General features: G+C 45.1%; 16 protein-coding genes. 9 read left to right on the top strand and 7 right to left on the bottom strand.

Annotation, left to right across the window (positions count from 1 at the left end):
* Nucleotides 1–63: 63 nt before the first annotated feature.
* Nucleotides 64–612 (top strand): Slp family lipoprotein, encoded by a 549-nt coding sequence (locus B3V56_RS03260; protein ID WP_289283967.1) that lies wholly within the window; start codon nucleotides 64–66, stop codon nucleotides 610–612.
* Between the two features lie 2 nt (nucleotides 613–614).
* On the opposite strand, the gene oadA is transcribed toward B3V56_RS03260, so the two are convergent.
* Nucleotides 615–2,414, bottom strand: a complete 1,800-nt coding sequence (gene oadA / locus B3V56_RS03255) for a sodium-extruding oxaloacetate decarboxylase subunit alpha (RefSeq protein ID WP_289283512.1) — start codon at nucleotides 2,412–2,414, stop codon at nucleotides 615–617.
* Between the two features lie 24 nt (nucleotides 2,415–2,438).
* The gene (locus tag B3V56_RS03250; RefSeq protein WP_286305880.1) at nucleotides 2,439–3,854 is read right to left on the bottom strand and encodes an acetyl-CoA carboxylase biotin carboxylase subunit; all 1,416 of its coding nucleotides are present in this window, start codon (nucleotides 3,852–3,854) and stop codon (nucleotides 2,439–2,441) included.
* A gap of 116 nt (nucleotides 3,855–3,970) precedes the next feature.
* On the opposite strand from B3V56_RS03250, the gene B3V56_RS03245 reads away from it, so the two are divergent.
* Nucleotides 3,971–4,906: a LysR family transcriptional regulator gene (locus B3V56_RS03245; RefSeq protein ID WP_289283333.1), complete on the top strand. Its 936-nt coding sequence runs from the start codon at nucleotides 3,971–3,973 to the stop codon at nucleotides 4,904–4,906.
* An 11-nt stretch (nucleotides 4,907–4,917) separates the two neighbouring features.
* Here B3V56_RS03245 and B3V56_RS03240 read toward each other — a convergent pair whose 3' ends face one another.
* Nucleotides 4,918–5,532 (bottom strand): GTP cyclohydrolase II, encoded by a 615-nt coding sequence (locus B3V56_RS03240; RefSeq protein ID WP_289283334.1) that lies wholly within the window; start codon nucleotides 5,530–5,532, stop codon nucleotides 4,918–4,920.
* Between the two features lie 352 nt (nucleotides 5,533–5,884).
* Between B3V56_RS03240 and mgtE the strand changes: the two genes are divergently transcribed.
* The 3 genes from mgtE to B3V56_RS03225 all read left to right on the top strand — a co-directional run bounded on the left by mgtE (nucleotide 5,885) and on the right by B3V56_RS03225 (nucleotide 8,528).
* Nucleotides 5,885–7,315 (top strand): magnesium transporter, encoded by a 1,431-nt coding sequence (gene mgtE, locus B3V56_RS03235; RefSeq protein WP_289283335.1) that lies wholly within the window; start codon nucleotides 5,885–5,887, stop codon nucleotides 7,313–7,315.
* Nucleotides 7,316–7,440: 125 nt separating this feature from the next.
* Entirely contained in the window at nucleotides 7,441–7,512 is a 72-nt protein-coding gene (pqqA, locus tag B3V56_RS03230) for a pyrroloquinoline quinone precursor peptide PqqA (RefSeq protein ID WP_081443609.1), read from the top strand.
* A gap of 152 nt (nucleotides 7,513–7,664) precedes the next feature.
* Nucleotides 7,665–8,528, top strand: a complete 864-nt coding sequence (locus B3V56_RS03225) for an MOSC domain-containing protein (protein WP_289283966.1) — start codon at nucleotides 7,665–7,667, stop codon at nucleotides 8,526–8,528.
* A 4-nt stretch (nucleotides 8,529–8,532) separates the two neighbouring features.
* Here B3V56_RS03225 and B3V56_RS03220 read toward each other — a convergent pair whose 3' ends face one another.
* From B3V56_RS03220 to B3V56_RS03210, 3 genes are read right to left on the bottom strand one after another with little or no spacing between them, the layout of a single operon-like run.
* Nucleotides 8,533–9,309 (bottom strand): ferredoxin--NADP reductase, encoded by a 777-nt coding sequence (locus B3V56_RS03220; RefSeq protein ID WP_286305875.1) that lies wholly within the window; start codon nucleotides 9,307–9,309, stop codon nucleotides 8,533–8,535.
* Nucleotides 9,310–9,322: 13 nt separating this feature from the next.
* A complete protein-coding gene (locus B3V56_RS03215) occupies nucleotides 9,323–10,255 on the bottom strand; it encodes an electron transfer flavoprotein subunit alpha/FixB family protein (protein ID WP_289283339.1) in 933 nt (310 codons plus the stop codon).
* Nucleotides 10,252–11,004, bottom strand: coding sequence for an electron transfer flavoprotein subunit beta/FixA family protein (locus B3V56_RS03210; protein ID WP_289283340.1), 753 nt, complete (start codon nucleotides 11,002–11,004; stop codon nucleotides 10,252–10,254). The genes B3V56_RS03215 and B3V56_RS03210 overlap by 4 nt, the downstream gene beginning before the upstream one ends.
* Before the next feature lie 103 nt (nucleotides 11,005–11,107).
* Between B3V56_RS03210 and B3V56_RS03205 the strand changes: the two genes are divergently transcribed.
* The 4 genes from B3V56_RS03205 (at nucleotide 11,108) to B3V56_RS03190 (ending at nucleotide 17,287) form a co-directional block, all read left to right on the top strand.
* Nucleotides 11,108–12,040 (top strand): LysR family transcriptional regulator, encoded by a 933-nt coding sequence (locus tag B3V56_RS03205; RefSeq protein ID WP_289283341.1) that lies wholly within the window; start codon nucleotides 11,108–11,110, stop codon nucleotides 12,038–12,040.
* 3 nt (nucleotides 12,041–12,043) lie between these two features.
* A complete protein-coding gene (locus tag B3V56_RS03200; RefSeq protein ID WP_289283342.1) occupies nucleotides 12,044–13,699 on the top strand; it encodes an electron transfer flavoprotein-ubiquinone oxidoreductase in 1,656 nt (551 codons plus the stop codon).
* Nucleotides 13,700–13,741: 42 nt separating this feature from the next.
* Entirely contained in the window at nucleotides 13,742–14,257 is a 516-nt protein-coding gene (locus B3V56_RS03195) for an ankyrin repeat domain-containing protein (protein WP_289283343.1), read from the top strand.
* A gap of 78 nt (nucleotides 14,258–14,335) precedes the next feature.
* Nucleotides 14,336–17,287, top strand: a complete 2,952-nt coding sequence (locus tag B3V56_RS03190) for a DUF748 domain-containing protein (protein ID WP_289283344.1) — start codon at nucleotides 14,336–14,338, stop codon at nucleotides 17,285–17,287.
* A gap of 14 nt (nucleotides 17,288–17,301) precedes the next feature.
* On the opposite strand, the gene B3V56_RS03185 is transcribed toward B3V56_RS03190, so the two are convergent.
* Nucleotides 17,302–18,495 carry a GAK system CofD-like protein gene (locus B3V56_RS03185; RefSeq protein WP_289283345.1) on the bottom strand — a complete coding sequence of 398 codons (1,194 nt, stop codon included), beginning with the start codon at nucleotides 18,493–18,495 and terminating at the stop codon, nucleotides 17,302–17,304.
* Nucleotides 18,496–18,524 lie beyond the last annotated feature (29 nt).

Here is an 18,524-nt window from a genome sequence, read left to right as displayed (position 1 = left end):
TGAACTGAACTAACAGAATACCGCTCTGGTCACACAGCTATTGAACAAATGAAGGTACAAGCAATGCGTGCTTTATTTCCTCTATTAATGTTACTGCTGAGCGCATGTAGTAATTTGCCAATGGCGATTAAAGAAGCCCCAAGCCCTGACTGGCAGTTAAGTCAGGTCGCTGTTGAAGCTGAACAGCACAAAGGTGAAGTGATACGTTGGGGGGGACAAGTCATTAAAGTGGAAAATGATGATAATGGCTCAACGATTCATGTTGTACAGTTTCCACTAAATAGTTTTGGAAGACCGGATAGTGATGGTGTCAGCCAAGGACGATTTTTAATTCATTCTGAAAGTTTTATCGATCCATATATCTATAAAGCGGGTACATTAATCACTGTTGCCGGCACGGTTGAGAAGAAAGAGACCGTCACAATCGATAAGAAATCAATGAGCTTACCGGTTGTGATCTCTTCTGAATTGTACCGCTGGACGCAAGCGGACTATTCGCGTGATCCTTATTGGCGGAGTCATCCTTATTATTATGACCCGTTCGCCTATGGCCCGTATTACGGGCCAGGCTTACGCCCATCATGGCGTTACTATAATGGGCTTTATTGGTAAGCTTATTCGACGATCTCGATTAAGGTTTCACCTGGTGTCACACGGTCGGCTTTCTTCACGTGTAATGCTTTAACCGTTCCAGCGATATTAGCCAGTAGTTCGGTTTCCATTTTCATGGCTTCCATGACTAATAGGGCCTGACCTGCTTCCACTTTGTCGCCTTCTTTCACCAGAACTTCAACCACATTGCCAGGCAGCGGTGCTGTGACATGACCCGGATCGGTGGCTTTCTTACGACCACCGGTATTACCGCCATCATTTACATACTCATTTAACGCTTCGAAAGTGACTTCTTCTGGCATGCCATCGATAGATATGTAGAACTTACGTTTACCACCGCCAACATCACCTACACCGGTGATGGCAATGTCATAGCTTTCACCATGGACATCCACTTTAAACTCGGTAGCAATGCTTTCTTTATCATTATTAGCTTCACTAACAGGTAATAATGGCTCAGGTTTCAATGTGCCTTCAGCACGTTGTTGCAAGAATTCACGACCGAGATCCGGGAACATGGCAAAAGTCAGTACATCTTCTTCTGATGTCGCTAACTCGCCAATATCGGCTCTGAGTTTATCCAGCTCTGGTGCCAGCGCATCAGCAGGACGAGAGTCGATCACTTCTTCGTTACCAATGGCTTTTTTCTGCAATTGTGCATTAACAGGTGCGGGTGGCTGACCGTAGCCACCCTGAAGATAACGTTTCACTTCATTAGTGATGGTTTTATAACGTTCACCGGCTAAGACGTTATATACCGCCTGAGTACCCACAATTTGTGATGTGGGTGTCACCAATGGTGGAAAACCCAGATCTTCACGAACGCGTGGAATTTCAGCAAACACATCGCGAATTCTGTCCAGTGCGTTTTGTTCTTTTAATTGGTTGGCCAGATTTGACATCATGCCGCCCGGAACCTGATTGATTTGGACAGACACATCTTCGCCCGTAAATTCGCTTTCAAACTGGTGGTATTTTTTGCGAACGTCACGGAAATAGTCGGCAATTTCGGATAACAGGTTCAAATCAAGGCCAGTATCCCAGTCTGTATTACGCAATGCAGCAACTTGAGATTCAGTCGCTGGGTGGCTGGTACCGCTGGCAAATGAAGAAATGGCGGTATCAATACGATCCACACCCGCTTCAATGGCTTTTAACTGACATTGTGCTGCCAGACCAGAAGTCGCGTGAGAATGAATAACTAAAGGTAAGTCGACTTCTGATTTAATGGCTTTCACTAAATCGTAGGTCGGATAAGGAGCCAATAGACCAGCCATATCTTTAATGGCAATCGAGTCTGCGCCCATTTTTTGTAGATCTTTGGCCTGTTTTACAAACAATTCAGGAGTATGAACCGGGCTGGTGGTGTAGCTAATCGTACCTTGAGCATGTTTACCGGCTTTTTTGACCGCTTTCATGGCGGTTTCCAGATTACGCAGGTCGTTCAGCGCATCAAAAATACGAAATACATCAATACCGTTTTCAGCCGCACGCTCGACAAAAGCACTGACCACATCGTCAGCATAATGGCGGTAACCCAACAGGTTTTGGCCACGTAATAACATTTGTAAACGGGTATTGGGTAAGGCTTGTTTTAATTGTCTGAGTCTTTCCCAAGGATCTTCTTTTAGGTAGCGAACACAGGCATCAAATGTGGCACCGCCCCAGACTTCCAGTGACCAATAACCGACCTGATCGAGCTTGTCACAGATAGGCAGCATATCGTCAGTGCGCATACGAGTGGCGATAAGTGATTGGTGAGCATCACGCAGAATGACATCAGTAACTTCAATTTTTTTCATAAAATCTCCAGCAGTGTTTAAGGCTTACCAGCCTGCATGGGCTGCAATTGCAGTGGCCAAAGCCAGCGCCACTGCGCTGGGACGTCGTTTATTCGAATAGTTAAGTAATTCCGGATGGTTAGGCACAAAACTTGTGTCGAAATGACCAGATCGGAAATCAGGATGATTGAGAATTTGTTTGTAGTAGTTCTCAGTGGTTTTAATGCCGTGTAAACGCATATCATCCAGAGCGCGTTGACCACGACTGATCGCATCTTCCCAATCCAGTGCCCATACCACCAGTTTCAGACACATCGAGTCGAAATACGGTGGGATTTCATAACCGGTGTAGATAGCGGTATCTACCCTGACACCAGGGCCGCCTGGTGCATAGTAGTGGGTGATGCGTCCGAAGCTCGGTAGGAAGTCATTTTTTGGATCTTCGGCATTAATCCGAAACTGTAAAGCATAGCCGCGATAGGCAATGTCTTGCTGGCGGTAGCTTAACGGCAAGCCAGATGCGATACGTAATTGTTCACGGACAATATCAATACCGGTAATTTGTTCGGTAATGGTGTGCTCTACCTGAACCCGGGTATTCATCTCCATGAAATACACTTCATTACCAGTGAGCAAAAATTCGACGGTCCCCGCATTTTCATAATTCACTGCTTGAGCCGCTTTGACAGCCAGGCCACCGACATAATCACGCTGCTCAGGTGTCAGTTGTGGGCTTGGTGCAATTTCAATCAGTTTTTGATTACGGCGCTGAATAGAACAATCCCGTTCATACAAATGCACGACATTGCCTTCGCTATCAGCGAGGATTTGTACTTCAATATGACGAGGGTCAACAATACATTTCTCAAGGAAAACTTCAGCAGAACCGAATGCCTTTGTCGCTTCAGAAATAACGCGTGGATACTGTTGGCGCAATTCGTCGGCACTATCACAACGACGGATACCACGACCACCACCACCAGAGGTGGCTTTGATCATTACTGGATAACCCACTTCTTCAGCCAGCGCTAACGCTTCATCTAAGTCCGCTAAGTTGCCGTCAGAGCCCGGTGTAATGGGTACACCAGCATCGCGCATACTGTCTCTAGCGGCTGTTTTATCGCCCATTTTTTCAATAACGCTGGATTTGGGACCAACAAAAGTGATGTTGTGTTTTTCACACAGGCGGGCAAATTCGGCATTTTCAGATAAGAAACCATAGCCAGGATGGATAGCATCGCAACCGGTTTCTATCGCTAAGTTCACAATACGTAATGGATCAAGATAGCCAGCGAGTGGATCATCACCAAGTGAATAGGATTCGTCAGCACGTTTGACGTGTAATGCATAACGATCGGGTTCGGTATAAATAGCGACTGAACGAATGCCCATTTCTGCACATGCGCGAACAATGCGCACAGCAATTTCACCACGATTGGCGATTAACACTTTTTTCAACATGAGCTACTCCAGATTGAATCTAGGAAATAGGCTAGAGGAAATCATACATAATGAAAAATTGATATAATTTTGATTAGTGATAAGTAATTACTTATGTATAAGGTTTTTTAATTTTTATGTCATTGACTTTACAGCAATTAATTAGTCGACTGTCTTTTCGTCAAATGCAGGTGTTTCGAGCTGTCTATCAACAGCAAGGTTATGGAAAAGGGGCAGAAAGTTTGGGGCTGACTCAGCCCGCCGTCAGTTCTCAAATCAAAAAACTGGAGTCAGCGCTGGGGCAGCCGTTATTCGAATATGTCGGTAGAAAGCTTTATTGCACGCGAGCAGGTGAACGGGTAGCTGAACATATTGATGCCATATTTGAGCAAGTCGCCAGTTTGCAGAGTGATTTACATCGACTGGAGGGAAAGCTTTCAGGTGAGTTAAATCTGTGTGCGGTCAGTTCAGCCCAGTATGCGGTGCCGCATGTATTAAGAGGGTTTTTACAGCAGTATCCATCGGTCAATGTAAACCTGAATATTGTGAACCGTACGCAGGCCATTGAGCGTTTGAATGACAATAAAGAAGATTTGGTGATCATGGGCTTGGTACCTAATGATCGTTCCTTATCGTCCTTACCCTTTCTGGATAATGAATTGATACCCGTGGTGCCCGTACACCATCCACTTGCCACAAAAAAGCATATCCATCCGCAGCAATTTCTTGATGCACAATTGCTCAGTCGTGAATCTGGATCTGGTAATCGACTGGCCTTAGAGCAGCATTGTCAGCAACAACGTTTATCGCTGAATGTCTCCATGCAGTTTGGTTCTAATGATGCACTAAAGCATGCTGTTCTAGCTGGGTTAGGTGTCGCTGTTTTACCGAGGTTGAGTGTGTTATCTGAGCTGCGGCTGGGCCAGTTGGTCAGTCCGGTAATTAAAGGTTTCCCACTGCGACGCAGTTGGTGTCTGGTATCCCCTCAGGGTAAACATGCAACCCCTGTTACTCAGGCTTTTTTAGAGTATATCCAAACAAACTTGAAAGAGATTCATCAATATTTTCAATAGTTGGATGTTGTCTAGGGCTTCCTTAGCAGCTCGTCAATACTAATCTGATGATTGCCCCGGTGGATTTTAGATGTCAGATAACCATGGTTATGGCGGTTTGCAAATACCCCGGTAGGCCGTGTGCCATGAACCTGAATACCGGCCTTTTCCAGTTGCTGACGTTTGTCCGGATTGTTAGTCATTAGCATAATCTGATTCAGCTTGAGTGCATTCAGAATATCAGCCGCTGCTTGATAATCCCGTTCATCGACGTTATGACCAAGTTCGAGATTGGCGGTAAAGGTGTCATGTCCCTGTTCCTGCAAACGATAGGCATCGAGTTTTTCATACAAACCAATGCCGCGGCCCTCCTGACGCAGATACAGTAAATAGCCACCTTCTTTATTGAATAAACTTAATGCCTCCTGTAATTGCGGTCCGCAATCACAGCGTGCTGAACCCAGCGCATCACCGGTAACACACTCCGAATGGATGCGCACAAGAGGATGTGTGGGATCGGGTCTACCAAGCTTCAAAGCAAAGTGTTCTTTGCCATCCACAAAACCCGAAAAGCTATACATTTCTGCCATGGCCTCACTGCCATCATTAAGAATAATGGGTAACTGAACAGTCGTTCTAATCGTCACTGCGGATACGTCTTTGGCAGAACGGAAACAGTGGTTAATTCGTCTGAGCAATACGCTGAATAGCTTAGGGCGGTTTGAGTTCACAATGTAAGGCAACGTCTAATAAAGCAATCGGTGATCTTACTGCATCTGACTCTTTTTAAGAATAATTTATTGAAATACTGGAAAGTTTTCCCGCTAAAGGGGAAGTGCATTTCAGTCATCATCAGATTGAAATATCTCTGACGCATACTAAAAGGTCGGCACTAAATATGATGAGGCGTTTTGCGTGCAACAACTGAAGCAAACAGAAGATTGAAATATCTCTGACGCATACTAAAAGGTCGGCACTAAATATGATGAGGCGTTTTGCGTGCAACAACTGAAGCAAACAGAGCATATATTTCACTTAATTTATGATTTGCTTAATCGCCAGGAGTTAGTGGAAACCCTGACAATACGTCAGGAGAATAAGGATAAGCAGGCATTAGTCGAGCTGTTAACCGTCAAGCAGTATCAAGGTGAAATTCAGCAGCTGTTAAACCGCTTACATCCATATGACATAGCAAATCTGCTTGAGCAATTACCGCCGGTACAGCGCTCGTTTATTTGGCAACTGCTGCAAAGTGAGCATATGGGGGCGGTGCTGCTGGAGCTTTCTGATAGTTTACGACAAACCTTATTAGCAGAATTACAACCAACCGATTTGATTCGGGCGGCATCGCATCTCGATACTGATGAAATTGCGGATCTGATGCAAGAGTTACCAGATGAGATCGGTGATAGCGTCTTATCCTCATTACCACAGCAGCAGCGTGAAAATGTACAGTCCACCTTACTCTTTCCTGAAGAAAGCGTTGGTGCCTGGATGGAATATGATTTTGCTGTGGTACTTGAGCATCAAACCTTAGATCAAGTGTTACGTGAGTTACGTCAGAAAGGGAAGTTACCGGATGAGTCCGGTTTTATCATGGTGATCAATTCGGCGGGTTTATTTCAGGGACTGCTGCTCGTCTCTGATTTATTAATCAAACGAGGTGATTTACGGGTAGCCGATTGCATGTTGAAGCAAGCCCATATCTTTCATACCACCGATTCTGCCGATGAAGCGGCACGTGATTTTGAGCGTTATGAATTATTGGTAGCACCGGTGGTGAATGCACATCAGAAACTGGTTGGGGTATTACGTGTCAGCTCGCTAATGGATCTACTGGAAGAACAGTCGCAGCGCCAGTTTCTCGCTCAGGCAGGCTTATCGAAAGAAGAAAACTTGTTTGACCCAATGATGAAGTCAGCTAAAAATCGCTGGCCGTGGATTGCACTGAATCTGGTGATTGTATTGATTGCTTCTCGCGTGATTGATCAGTTCCAGACCACGATTAGCAGTATGGTGGCACTAGCTGCCTTATTACCCATCACCGCTAATATAGGCGGCAACACGGGGAATCAGGTGGTGGCGCTGGTGATTCGTGGGCTGGCATTAAAACAACTCGACGCCAATAATCTTCGACGGCTTTATATAAAAGAGTTTTCCGTGGCTGCGGTGAATGGGCTGATATGGGGAAGTTTAACGGGATTGCTAACGCTATTTTTGTATCAGAATCTGGGCTTGGCCTTTGTAATGATGCTAGCCATGTCTGGCACGATGGTGTTAGCGGCCTTAATCGGCGTAAGTATTCCGTTGATTCTAAAGAAGCTGAAACAGGATCCGGTATTGGGCAGTAGTATTATCACTACAGGAATGACCGATACACTGGGCTTTCTGATTTTCTTGAGCCTCGCTTCTTTACTCCTGCCAAACTGACGGATAATCAATTTATCATTACTCAGGAAAATCCTGAGTGATCAAAAGAAAAATACGCTATTGTCATTTGCCACGTACTCGTAACATAGGAACCGTACTAACAAACACAAAGCGAGGTGATTATCATGTGGACTAAACCAGAATATTCAGACATGCGTTTCGGTTTCGAAGTAACTATGTACATCTGCAACAGATAATAGTTTCTCAAATCGAGAGCAAAAAAGCCCCACTCGTTGGGGCTTTTTTTATGCCCGAAGAAAATTATCTACGTAAAATGCCGGATATACAGACCGGACACACAATCTTAAGCTTAGCACCAGTTATCGCATCACGGACATAAGGTGGTTTTATGCTCAAGGTTGGCACAATCAAACAAATCTGGCGTTATCCAGTCAAAGGGATGGCAGGGGAACAGCTTGAACAATGTTATCTAGGTGAAAATGGTTTAACTGGCGATCGTATCTGGGCATTACAAGATACTCAGCGACAGGAAATCCAAAGCTGTAAATTTCGGCCTGAATTATTACGCTGCAATGCAAAGTGCCGACGTGGAGATGCGACCGGACCAGATGATCAGGTTGATATCACTTTTCCTGATGGCGCCGTGATTGGCAGTGATGAGCCACAGGTCAATCAGTTACTGACTTTGCTAACCGGGTTTGATTCCACATTACAGCCGCTTAAGCCTATTGAAGAGCAGGATTTCTACAAACGATATAAACAAGACGATCACACTTGGTTGGAAGAATTAAAAGCCACGTTTGATCGGGAGCCTGGAGAAGCCTTACCGGATTTGGATAACCTGCCCGAGCAGGCTCAGGAGTACGTATCGCTCCCAGGCACCTTTTTCTTGGTCACCCCGTTTCATATGCTGACGACTGCCACACTGGATTATATGAAACAGCTTAAACCTGACTCTGACTGGGCAGTAGAGCGCTTCCGTCCAAATATTGTCATCGAAACGGTTCCAGGTATGGAAGGTTTGATTGAGCAAGCCTGGTTAGATAAAACGATTCAGATTGGTCAGACGACAGTGCAATGTTGTGGCACCACGCCACGATGTGGCGCTATTACCCGACAACAGCGCCATATACCATCAGATAAAAAAATGCTTCGTACGATTGTGAAGCAAGCTGACCAAAACCTGGGAGTCTATGGCGCTATTGCTGAAGCTGGTGTTATTCGTGTTGGTGATGAGGTCTTTATTCAATAAAGTCTTATTTCTCAACAAAAGCACGTTCAATCACATAGTCGCCGGGTACACCGATGCGAGGAGAAACCACAAACCCTCGCTCATCTAATAACGCTGCGGTGTCATTCAGCATTTGTGGACTGCCACAGATCATGGCTCGATCATGCTCAGGATCAAGGGGAGGTAGACCAATATCCTCAAATAATTTGCCACTGGTAATCAGATCCGTCAGTCGTCCCTGATTTCGGAAAGGTTCGCGAGTGACGGTGGGATAATAAATTAACTTTTCTTTGACCAGATCACCAAAGAATTCATTGTCAGGCAAGTCTTTTTCAATGAAATCGGCATAAGCCAATTCACTGACATAACGGACCCCATGAATAAGAATGATTTTCTCAAAGCGATCATAGGCTTCAATATCCTGAATCACACTGAGAAAAGGCGCGAGCCCAGTACCTGTTGAGAAGAGGTACAGGTTCTTCCCCGGCTTCAGATCATGCACGACCAAGGTACCCGTAGGTTTTCTGCTGACTAATATCTCATCACCTACCTGTAAATGTTGCAGGCGTGAAGTGAGTGGCCCGTTAGGAACTTTGATGCTGAAAAACTCCAGATTTTCATCATAATTCGGGCTAGCAATACTGTATGCACGAAGCAACGGTTTATTGTCGACTTCAAGGCCAATCATCACAAACTGACCATTTTCAAACCGCAAACCCGGATCACGGGTGGTTTTGAAGCTGAACAGATTGTCATCCCAGTGGTGCACGCTTAATACGCGTTCGCTTGCAAATGTACTCATCGTTATCTCTTTTTTATGAAAGGGCGTTGGTTAAACTAGGCACTGCATCAAACAGATCGGCCACTAGGCCATAATCGGCTATCTGAAAAATCGGCGCGTCAGGATCCTGGTTGATGGCGACGACAATACGGCTGTCTTTCATACCGGCGGTATGTTGCACCGCACCAGACACGCCAACCGCAAAATACAGTTCAGGTGCTACCGTGACACCGGTTTGACCGACCTGAATTTCATTCGGCGCATAGCCTGCATCCACAGCCGCTCTGGTTGCACCGAGTGCAGCACCCAGCTTTTCAGCCAATGGATTAAGCAAGGCATCAAATTTTTCTGCACTACCTAATGAGCGACCACCTGATACCACCACTTTGGCCGAGTTCAGGGCAGGTCTGTCTGATTCAATACGTGACTCGCTGATCCAGCGTGTTTTAGTGAAAGGCGCTACTGCTGTAATAGTCGTAATTTCAGCCTGACCATTTAATTCAGCCGCGGCAAACTTGCTGCCACGCACTGTCAGAATTTGGCGTGTATCACCACTTTGTATAGTGGTGTGTACATTACCGGCGTAGATAGCACGCACGTAACGATTGTCAGATTGAATGTCCAATACATCGGATATCATCGCTACATCATTGAGTGCCGCCACTCGAGGTAAAACATTGCGACTAAATGAAGAGTGGGCAGCAATAAGGACCTCATAATCAGTGATTATCGAGTTAATCTGATTGCTGACATCTTCTGCGATCGGATGGGCAAACTGCTGCGCATCGACATGCAATACTCGACTAACGCCATGAATCGTGGTGGCCTGCTCTGCAATCTTTTCAGATTGATGGCCTAAAACTAACAGGTGAACCGGCTGTCCCCAAGATTGAGCTGCAGTCACAGCATGACGGACTTCGTTATGCAGTTGTTGTCCATTGTGTTCGGCTAATACTAATGTGCTCATAGTGCAATTCCTTCTTTTGTACGTAATTGCTGCAATAAAGCATCAACACTGTCGACTTTAATCCCAGCTTTACGTTGAGGTGGTTCGGCGACATTGATTAATGACAATCTGGGCGTTAACTCAGTGACCAGATCTGAAGCCGACAGGTTTTCGATCGGTTTCTTTCTCGCCTGCATCAGATTGGGTAGTTTGACGAACCGTGGATCGTTTAAGCGTAAGTCAGCAGTGACTACCGCAGGTAATTGCAATGCCACGGTTTCGGTACCACCGTCTATTTCACGGGTAACGATAGCTTCACCATTTTCAATATCCAGCTCCGAAGCAAAAGTACCTTGTGGATAATCCAACAAGGCAGCCAGCATTTGCCCTGCCTGACCAGCATCATCATCCACCGCTTGTTTACCGAGAAGTATCAGATCCGGTTGCTCTTTATCAGCGACGGCTTGTAAGAGTTTGGCGACCTCCAGCGACTGTACTTCTGTTTCGTGTTCGACCAGAAGTGCCCGATCCACACCCATAGCCAGCGCATGTCTTAATACATCCTGATTGGCTGATGAGCCAATGGACACGGCAACAACTTCATCGGCCTTACTTTGTTCTTTCAAACGAATGGCTTGCTCAATCGCATTTTCATCGAACGGGTTGGCACTCATTTTCACGCCGTCGATATCCACATTGGAACCATCGGCTTTGATACCGACTTTGATGTTGTAATCCACTACACGTTTTATCGCGACTAAAATTTTCATTACATTTCCTCTTAAGGTTTGCTGAGCATTTTATAGTGGCGTACAATATTTGTTAAATTGATAATTTAGATATTATCTATCTAATAAATAGATATGCAAAAACATGAAATTCAGTCTAAGACAACTCGAAATTTTTGTTGCTGTCAGCCGAACAGGCAGTGTGTCAAAAGCAGCTCAAGCCTTGTTTCTATCTCAATCTGCAGCGAGTACCGCACTGGCAGAATTTGAGAAGCAATACAATGTGCAATTGTTTGATCGTGTGGGTAAATCCTTGCGGATTAATCAGGCAGGTCAGCAATTGTTACCGCATGCTGTTGAGCTACTGGATCGTGCGCAGGAAATTCATAATCTCATGGAAGGTCATGCCGGATATGGTCTGATGAAAATCGGTGCCACGCTGACTATTGGTAACTATTTGGCGACCTTGCTGGTGGCCGAGTTTTTACATGAACATGCTGATAGCCGCATTGAGTTGCAGGTTCACAATACAAAAACCATCATTGAACAAATTGCGAACCATGAGCTTGATATTGGTTTGATTGAAGGGGGATGTCATCACCCGGATATTGAAGTGGAAACCTGGATTGCCGATGAGTTAGTGGTGTTCTGTGCACCTGATCATCCTCTGGCAAACAAGAAAAAGGTCACTATGCAACAGTTATTAGCAGAGCCTTGGATTCTCAGAGAAAAAGGTTCTGGTACACGTGAAACGTTTGATCGTGCTTTTCACAATTATCATTCACAACTCAATATTCGCCTCGAACTTGAACACACCGAAGCGGTAAAACGTACAGTCGAATCAGGTCTGGGTATCGGTTGCATTTCCCGACTGGCATTAAAAGATGCCTTTCGTCGCGGTAGCCTGGTACCGGTCAATGCACCTGCTTTGGATCTAGGTCGGTATTTCTATTTTCTGTGGCATAAGCAGAAATATCAGACCACCGGCATGCGTGAGTTTTTAGCGTTATGTCAATCGATTACTGCTGATGTTTCGCGCAGTGACGAGGTTAATCTCACTCGAATTATTAAGGAATAAATCATGCAACGTGACGTAATGAATTATGACTTGTTAATTATTGGTGCTGGGCCAGCGGGGTTGGGCGCCGCTATTCGTTTTAAACAATTAGCTAATGAGGCCGGAAAGGATCTCAGTGTCTGTGTGTTAGAAAAAGCCGCTGAAGTTGGGGCACAAATTATTTCTGGTGCTGTGATCGATCCGATCGCGTTAAACGAGCTGATACCCGACTGGAAACAAAAAGGCGCACCACTAAAAACCGCCGTGAGTGAAGATAAGTTCCAGTTTATGACCAGCGATAAAGCGTGGACGATTCCACATTGGTTAATGCCGCCTTTGATGAAAAATAGTGGTAACTACATTGGTAGTTTGGGTGAGTTATGCTCATGGCTGGGCGGTCAGGCTGAAGAGCTGGGCGTTGAAATCTATGCCGGCTTTTCAGCTCAGGAAGCGTTATATAACGAACAGGGGGATCTGATTGGGGTTATTACTGGGGATATGGGTAGTGATGCCGATGGTGAGCCGACAGCACAATTTGTGGCAGGAATTGAAATTCAGGCGCCTTTTACCCTAATTGCAGAAGGGGCCAGAGGTTCTCTGGCACGTCAGTTAGAGTCGCATTTCAATCTACGTGATGCAGACCGTCCAGCCAAGTTTGGCTTGGGCATCAAAGAAATCTGGCGTATCCCTGAGCAACAGCATCAGCCAGGTTATGTCAGTCATAGTTTTGGCTGGCCCTTATCTGACGATACGGGGGGCGGTGCTTTTGTCTATCACTATGGTGAACAATTAGTGTCTATCGGGATGGTGGTGCATCTGGATTACAGCAATCCGTATCTATCACCTTTTGATGAGTTTCAACGTTTCAAAACGCACCCCGAGATACGAGCAATGTTACAAGGCGGCAAACGTCTTAGTTATGGTGCCAGAGCCATTAGCGAAGGAGGTTTGCAATCTTTGCCGGATCTGATTTTCCCTGGTGGTGCATTTATTGGTTGCAGCGCGGGCATGGTCAATGTGCCCAAAATTAAAGGCAGCCATAATGCGATCAAATCAGGCATGTTAGCCGCAGAAGCGGCTTACGACTATTTTACTGAGTCGACAAATGATGGTAAGCGTTTACTTATGGAATATCCCATTAAATTAAATGCTTCATGGGTTTGGAAAGAGTTAGAAAAAGTGCGTAACTTTAAACCCTTGCTGTCACGTTTTGGCAACATGACAGGTGGCGCCTTAGCGGGTATTGAATTGTGGCTGAGTGCCTTACATATCAAGTTACCCTGGACATTGCAGCATCAGCAGGCTGACCATAAAAGTCTCAAATCGAAAAACCAAGTCAAGAAAATTGACTACCCTAAACCAGATGGTGAGCTGACTTTTGATCGCTTGTCTTCGATCGATTTGAGCAATATCGTGCATGATGATAACCAACCTGGTCATTTGCAATTAAAAGACAAGGCCGTGCCCGTCACCATCAACCTGAAGAACTATGATGCACCAGAACAACGTTATTGCCCGGCCGGAGTCTATGAAATTATTGAGCAGGCAGGGGAACCGTCGTTGCAGATAAATGCTCAGAACTGCATACACTGTAAAACCTGTGATATCAAAGACCCGACTCAGAATATTGTCTGGGTGCCACCAGAAGGCGGCAGTGGCCCTGTATACAAAGGTATGTAAGGGTGGAGTGGATAGCTAACAACAGATTTAAAGGATACTGTGATGACAGAAAATGACGCCAACCCAGAAATGGATGAGAAAACCTACGAGCTAGCTCAATTAGTCTTTCAGTTAGTGCGTGACGGTAAAGCGGAAGAGTTAAAAAAATCACTGGAAATGGGCCTGCCAGTGGATATTCGCACGGGCAATGGCGATAGTCTGTTGATGCTGGCCAGCTATAATGGCCATTATGAGATGACAAAGTTATTGCTGGAACATGGTGCCGACCCTGAACTGGCCAATGATCGCCAACAAACCCCTTTAGCTGGTGTGGCATTTAAAGGTTATAAAGATATTGCCGAGTTGTTGATTCAGCATGGTGCCAATGTCAATGCGACAACGCCAGATGGTAAAACAGCCCTGATGTTTGCAGCCATGTTCAATCAACTGGCGGTGGTCGATTGCCTGTTGGCGCATGGTGCTGATATAGAGGCCAGGACGGATGACGGCAAAACGGCGTTAATGTTGGCGGATGCGATGGGCGCGGCAGACACGCGTGAGCGTCTTCAGCAAGCCTAACTCACCAGTACACACATTGGTACGATAAAGTTAATTGTGTACTATCTAATGATTCCATCATCACAATGAATGAATTGCATGCCATCAGCTAAGACTTTTCTTTTTCGTCATCGTCGTTTCATTATCGGCCTGCTAACTCTGGTCGTTATTTACACGTTGGCCGGGTTTTATTTCTTGCCCTGGCTGGCAGAAAGACAACTAAAAAGCACTCTGGACCAGCGTTTACAGCTGCAAACACAAGTACAGGATATCCAATTCAACCCTTTTACCTTTGAGTTAAACATCGCTGGTCTGGCTATGCAAACCAGAGAAAACCAGCCTATTCTGGCTTGGGATTCGGTATATGTGAATGTCGATCCAAGCCAATTAATCAAAGGTGATATCAGTATTCCTACAGTAGATATTAACGCGGCTGATCTGCATTTTCAGCGTTATTCCGAGGCAGAAAATACCCTAACACGTCTGGCGAATACATGGCAGGAAACAGCACCTGAAAAAGAAGAGTCAGAACCTGTCACCGCAGATTCCACCACTTCAGATGCCGATGAGCCACTCTTTCATGTCGTTTTAAACTCACTAAGTTTTGAGGGCAGCGAAATACATTACCTGGATAAAGTCCCTGCTGAGCCATTTAAAACTGTTATATCGCCTATCAATTTTCAGCTGAATCAATTTTCTACTCAAGCTGATGAAACCGCGAAAACCACATTGAATATGGAGCTGGAAGACAAGGCGAATCTATCAGTGGCGGGCACCTTTTCATTATCACCACTGACTGTAGCCGGTCAGCTCAAACTGAACCAATTTAATCTACAGACGCCATACCGTTATTTTAAAGCGCAGTTACCGGTTGAATTAAAGCAAGGTGTCGTCAATATCAGTCTGGACTATGATGTGGATCTGAGTGGTCAGCAACCTAGCGTTGATATCAATAACACGGCTATCCAACTCTTTGATCTCAATGTGGCACAACCAGGCTTGGATAAAGCCTTAATTGCCAATGGTGAGCTGCAGCTAGAAAAGGGCCGTTATCGTTATCCTGACAATCAATTAAGCATTGATAAAGTATCAGTCAATGAGGCGAAACTGGTCACGATCATGAACGAACAGGGCGTGATTAACTGGCAGCAATTACTGGATGCCCTACCCAAATCAGAGGCAGATGACGCGCAAGAAACTAACGATACGCCAGCCATACAGTTAGCTATCTCAGAAGTCGGACTGAATAATATTGATCTGTCTATTGAAGATAAACAACCGCAATTGCCGTCTAATATGACATTGAATCTCACTGCCAGCCTGAATAACCTCAGTCTTGCAGATAAGCAAATCATGCCTTTTAACGCCAATATTAAGGTGAGTTCAGGCGGTACATTGTCTACTACAGGCGAGCTACAACTTTTCCCTGAACTGGCGGTAACAGCAGCGAGTAAGATCGACCAATTATCACTGACGCCATTACAGCCATACATCAATGAATATGCCATGGTGACGCTGGAAAATGGACAGTTATCAGCTAATGCTTCGCTGAAAAGTAACGCTGATGATGCCTTCTTGGTTAATGGCGACTTAGCGTTATCATCGTTGCAGATAGATAATCAGAATCTGAAGGAAAAACTGTTCAGCCTGGATGCGTTATCCATTAATACCATTGATTTCTCCCTCAAAAATAAAGAGTTAGCTATTTCTGATATTGAAGTCCATCAACTGTACAGTCGTATCTTTATCAATAAAGATGGCGTGACCAATTTACGTCAGCTGTTAAAAGAACAACCGAGCGCTAGCACAGCCACAGCTACTGAAACTGAAAATAATGCTGAGCCATACAAAGTATCTATTGGTGAGGTGATCATAAATAAGGCTAGTTCACGATTCACCGATGAAAGCCTGCCAATTGTGTTTGATACTGAAATGCGATCATTAGATGGCCGGATTAGTGGTTTTTCTACCCAGTCTGATCAGGCCGTTGAATTGAATCTGGAAGGACAGGTGCAAGAGTTTGGTATGGTCGAAATTGAAGGCAGTCTGGCACCGTTCAATATTACCGAAGAAAGTAATGTGGCCATGTCATTCAGTAATCTCGATCTGCCAGCCATGAGCCCATACACCATCAAATTTGCAGGTAGAAAAATTGCCGATGGTCGTGCCGATGTTAAACTGAATTATGAAATCCAAAATGGAAATTTAAATGCATCTAACAGCCTGGTGATACGTGATATCAAGCTGGGAGAGCGAGTGGAATCACCAGAAGCAGTCGATTTACCTCTGGATCTGGCCGTGGCCTTATTAAAAAATAGTGAAGGGGTGATTGATTTAAGCATTCCGGTGACAGGCGATGTCAATAATCCTCAGTTTGAAATGGGACCGGCTATTCGCAACGCGATTTTTAATGCGATTCGTAATATTGTGACCTCACCATTCCGCTTCCTGGCCAACCTGATAGGAGGTGATGAGCAGCCAGTCGATAATATTCATTTTAAGGCGGGACGAGCTGATCTCACGCCACCTCAAAAAGAAGCCTTGCTGAAACTGTCTGAAGCATTGGTCCAACGTCCACAATTAATTTTAGACATTCCGGCGCCTTATGCAGAGAAGCTGGATCGGCAACAATTGCAACTTAAGGCGGTGGAGCAGGATATCAAAGTTGGTTTAGAGCAGACTGACACGGACCAACAATTGTTAGTCCGTCGCCAAACGGTATTAGAGCGTTTATATACAGAACAAGCTTTAAGTCCTGACCTAACAGCAGTGAAGCTGGAGGTAATGGCCGACAATACGGCAGCCGATGATGAAGAGCCGTCTGTAGATTTGCTGGCCTATAACAGCAAACTAAAATCCAGTTTAGTCACAAACAAAGTGATTTCTGAGGCAGACCTGAATAATCTGGCCAAAGCCAGACAGCAGGCCGTCATGCTTTATTTGCAAGAACAGGCCAAACTCAGTGAGGCTCAATTACATGCTGGCATCGTCAAGGAAGAGCAGGCCGAGCAGGATGTGGTCATCATGAAATTTGATATCCGTGCTCAATAAAATGACTGCATAATTTAGGTAAGCGACAGTAAAGCAGAAACTAAGCGTTTATTATCATATGTTTTATCATGACGTTTATCGATTAGCTTAACGTCGATGAGTTCAATATTGAGCTCTTGCAATAAGTCTGTTGGAATCCCGCCAGGATATTGTCCATTTTTGGTATCCACCATTAAATAATTCAATACGGTGTTGGCAGGAGCATCACCAGTGATATCTTCTTGAATATATTTGATGATGGTCATGAGTGAGTCTTGTAACGTCATGCCAAGCTGTTCTGGATCGCTATTGAGATTAGGTACGAACACTTTGGGGCAGCCATTGTTAGCGATGGCTTTGCCCACACCGGTCGGCAGTAAGTTGGCCAGCAGACTGGTATAAAAGCTGCCTGGTGGGTAACAGATTAAATCTGCATCTTCAAATAAACCACGGTTTCGTTTACGTAACTTTGTCTCGGTGGGACGACTACCATTTAACGTTTCGCTCAAGTGAATGTGCTTGATGGGAGATAAAATAGGGGCGACTTCCTTGCCTGTAATTAAATGTTGTCCATGAATAATTTCTCCATTCTCTAGCTCGACAGAGAGGTGGTAATCATCATTGGTGATGGTTCTCACTGTACCTAATACATGCACCAGTTTTGAGAATAAAAAAACGATGGGTTCCAAATCTTTATGATTATTCAGATAGCCACCAGCCAAGATTAAATTACCAATACTGGCGCCACGAAGATCAAAGTCCTTGGGCATGGACTGATAAAAATAACCCAGATGGTTACAAATCAACTTACGCATAGGGTTGGCAATGTCATTGATTAAATCATCTTTGCCATTCACCATATTCTGTAGTCGTCGCTTAAGCCGCTCTTGATTCTCAGTGACTGAGAAACGGTAACTGAACAGTCGATAGATTTCAGGATGCCCTAACACGGTCTCATCAGCTAAGGCCATTAAGCGACTGCGTAAATCACCAATAGCAGGCATATCGAAGGCATGTCGTAGCTTAGCTGAGCTACCGCCTGAATCGAAAGGGCTGACAAAATGAATGGAGTTATGGGTGAGTTTTTTCAACTCTCGTGATAGCCCCGTTAATGCGGTACCACCACTGAAGAACAAAATTCTCGGCCCCAGCTCGGGTATCTTTTGATAGCGGCTAATTCTGAGTGGGTCGGGGATAGATGCCGTTCGACAAACGCGGATTTTGGTCATCAACTTGTCCAAGCAAATAAGTGTGTTGG

This window comes from Methylophaga sp. UBA2513 (assembly GCF_002341285.1).
Classification (GTDB): Bacteria; Pseudomonadota; Gammaproteobacteria; order Nitrosococcales; family Methylophagaceae; genus Methylophaga; species Methylophaga marina.
This window is presented reverse-complemented; position numbering and strand designations above follow the sequence as displayed.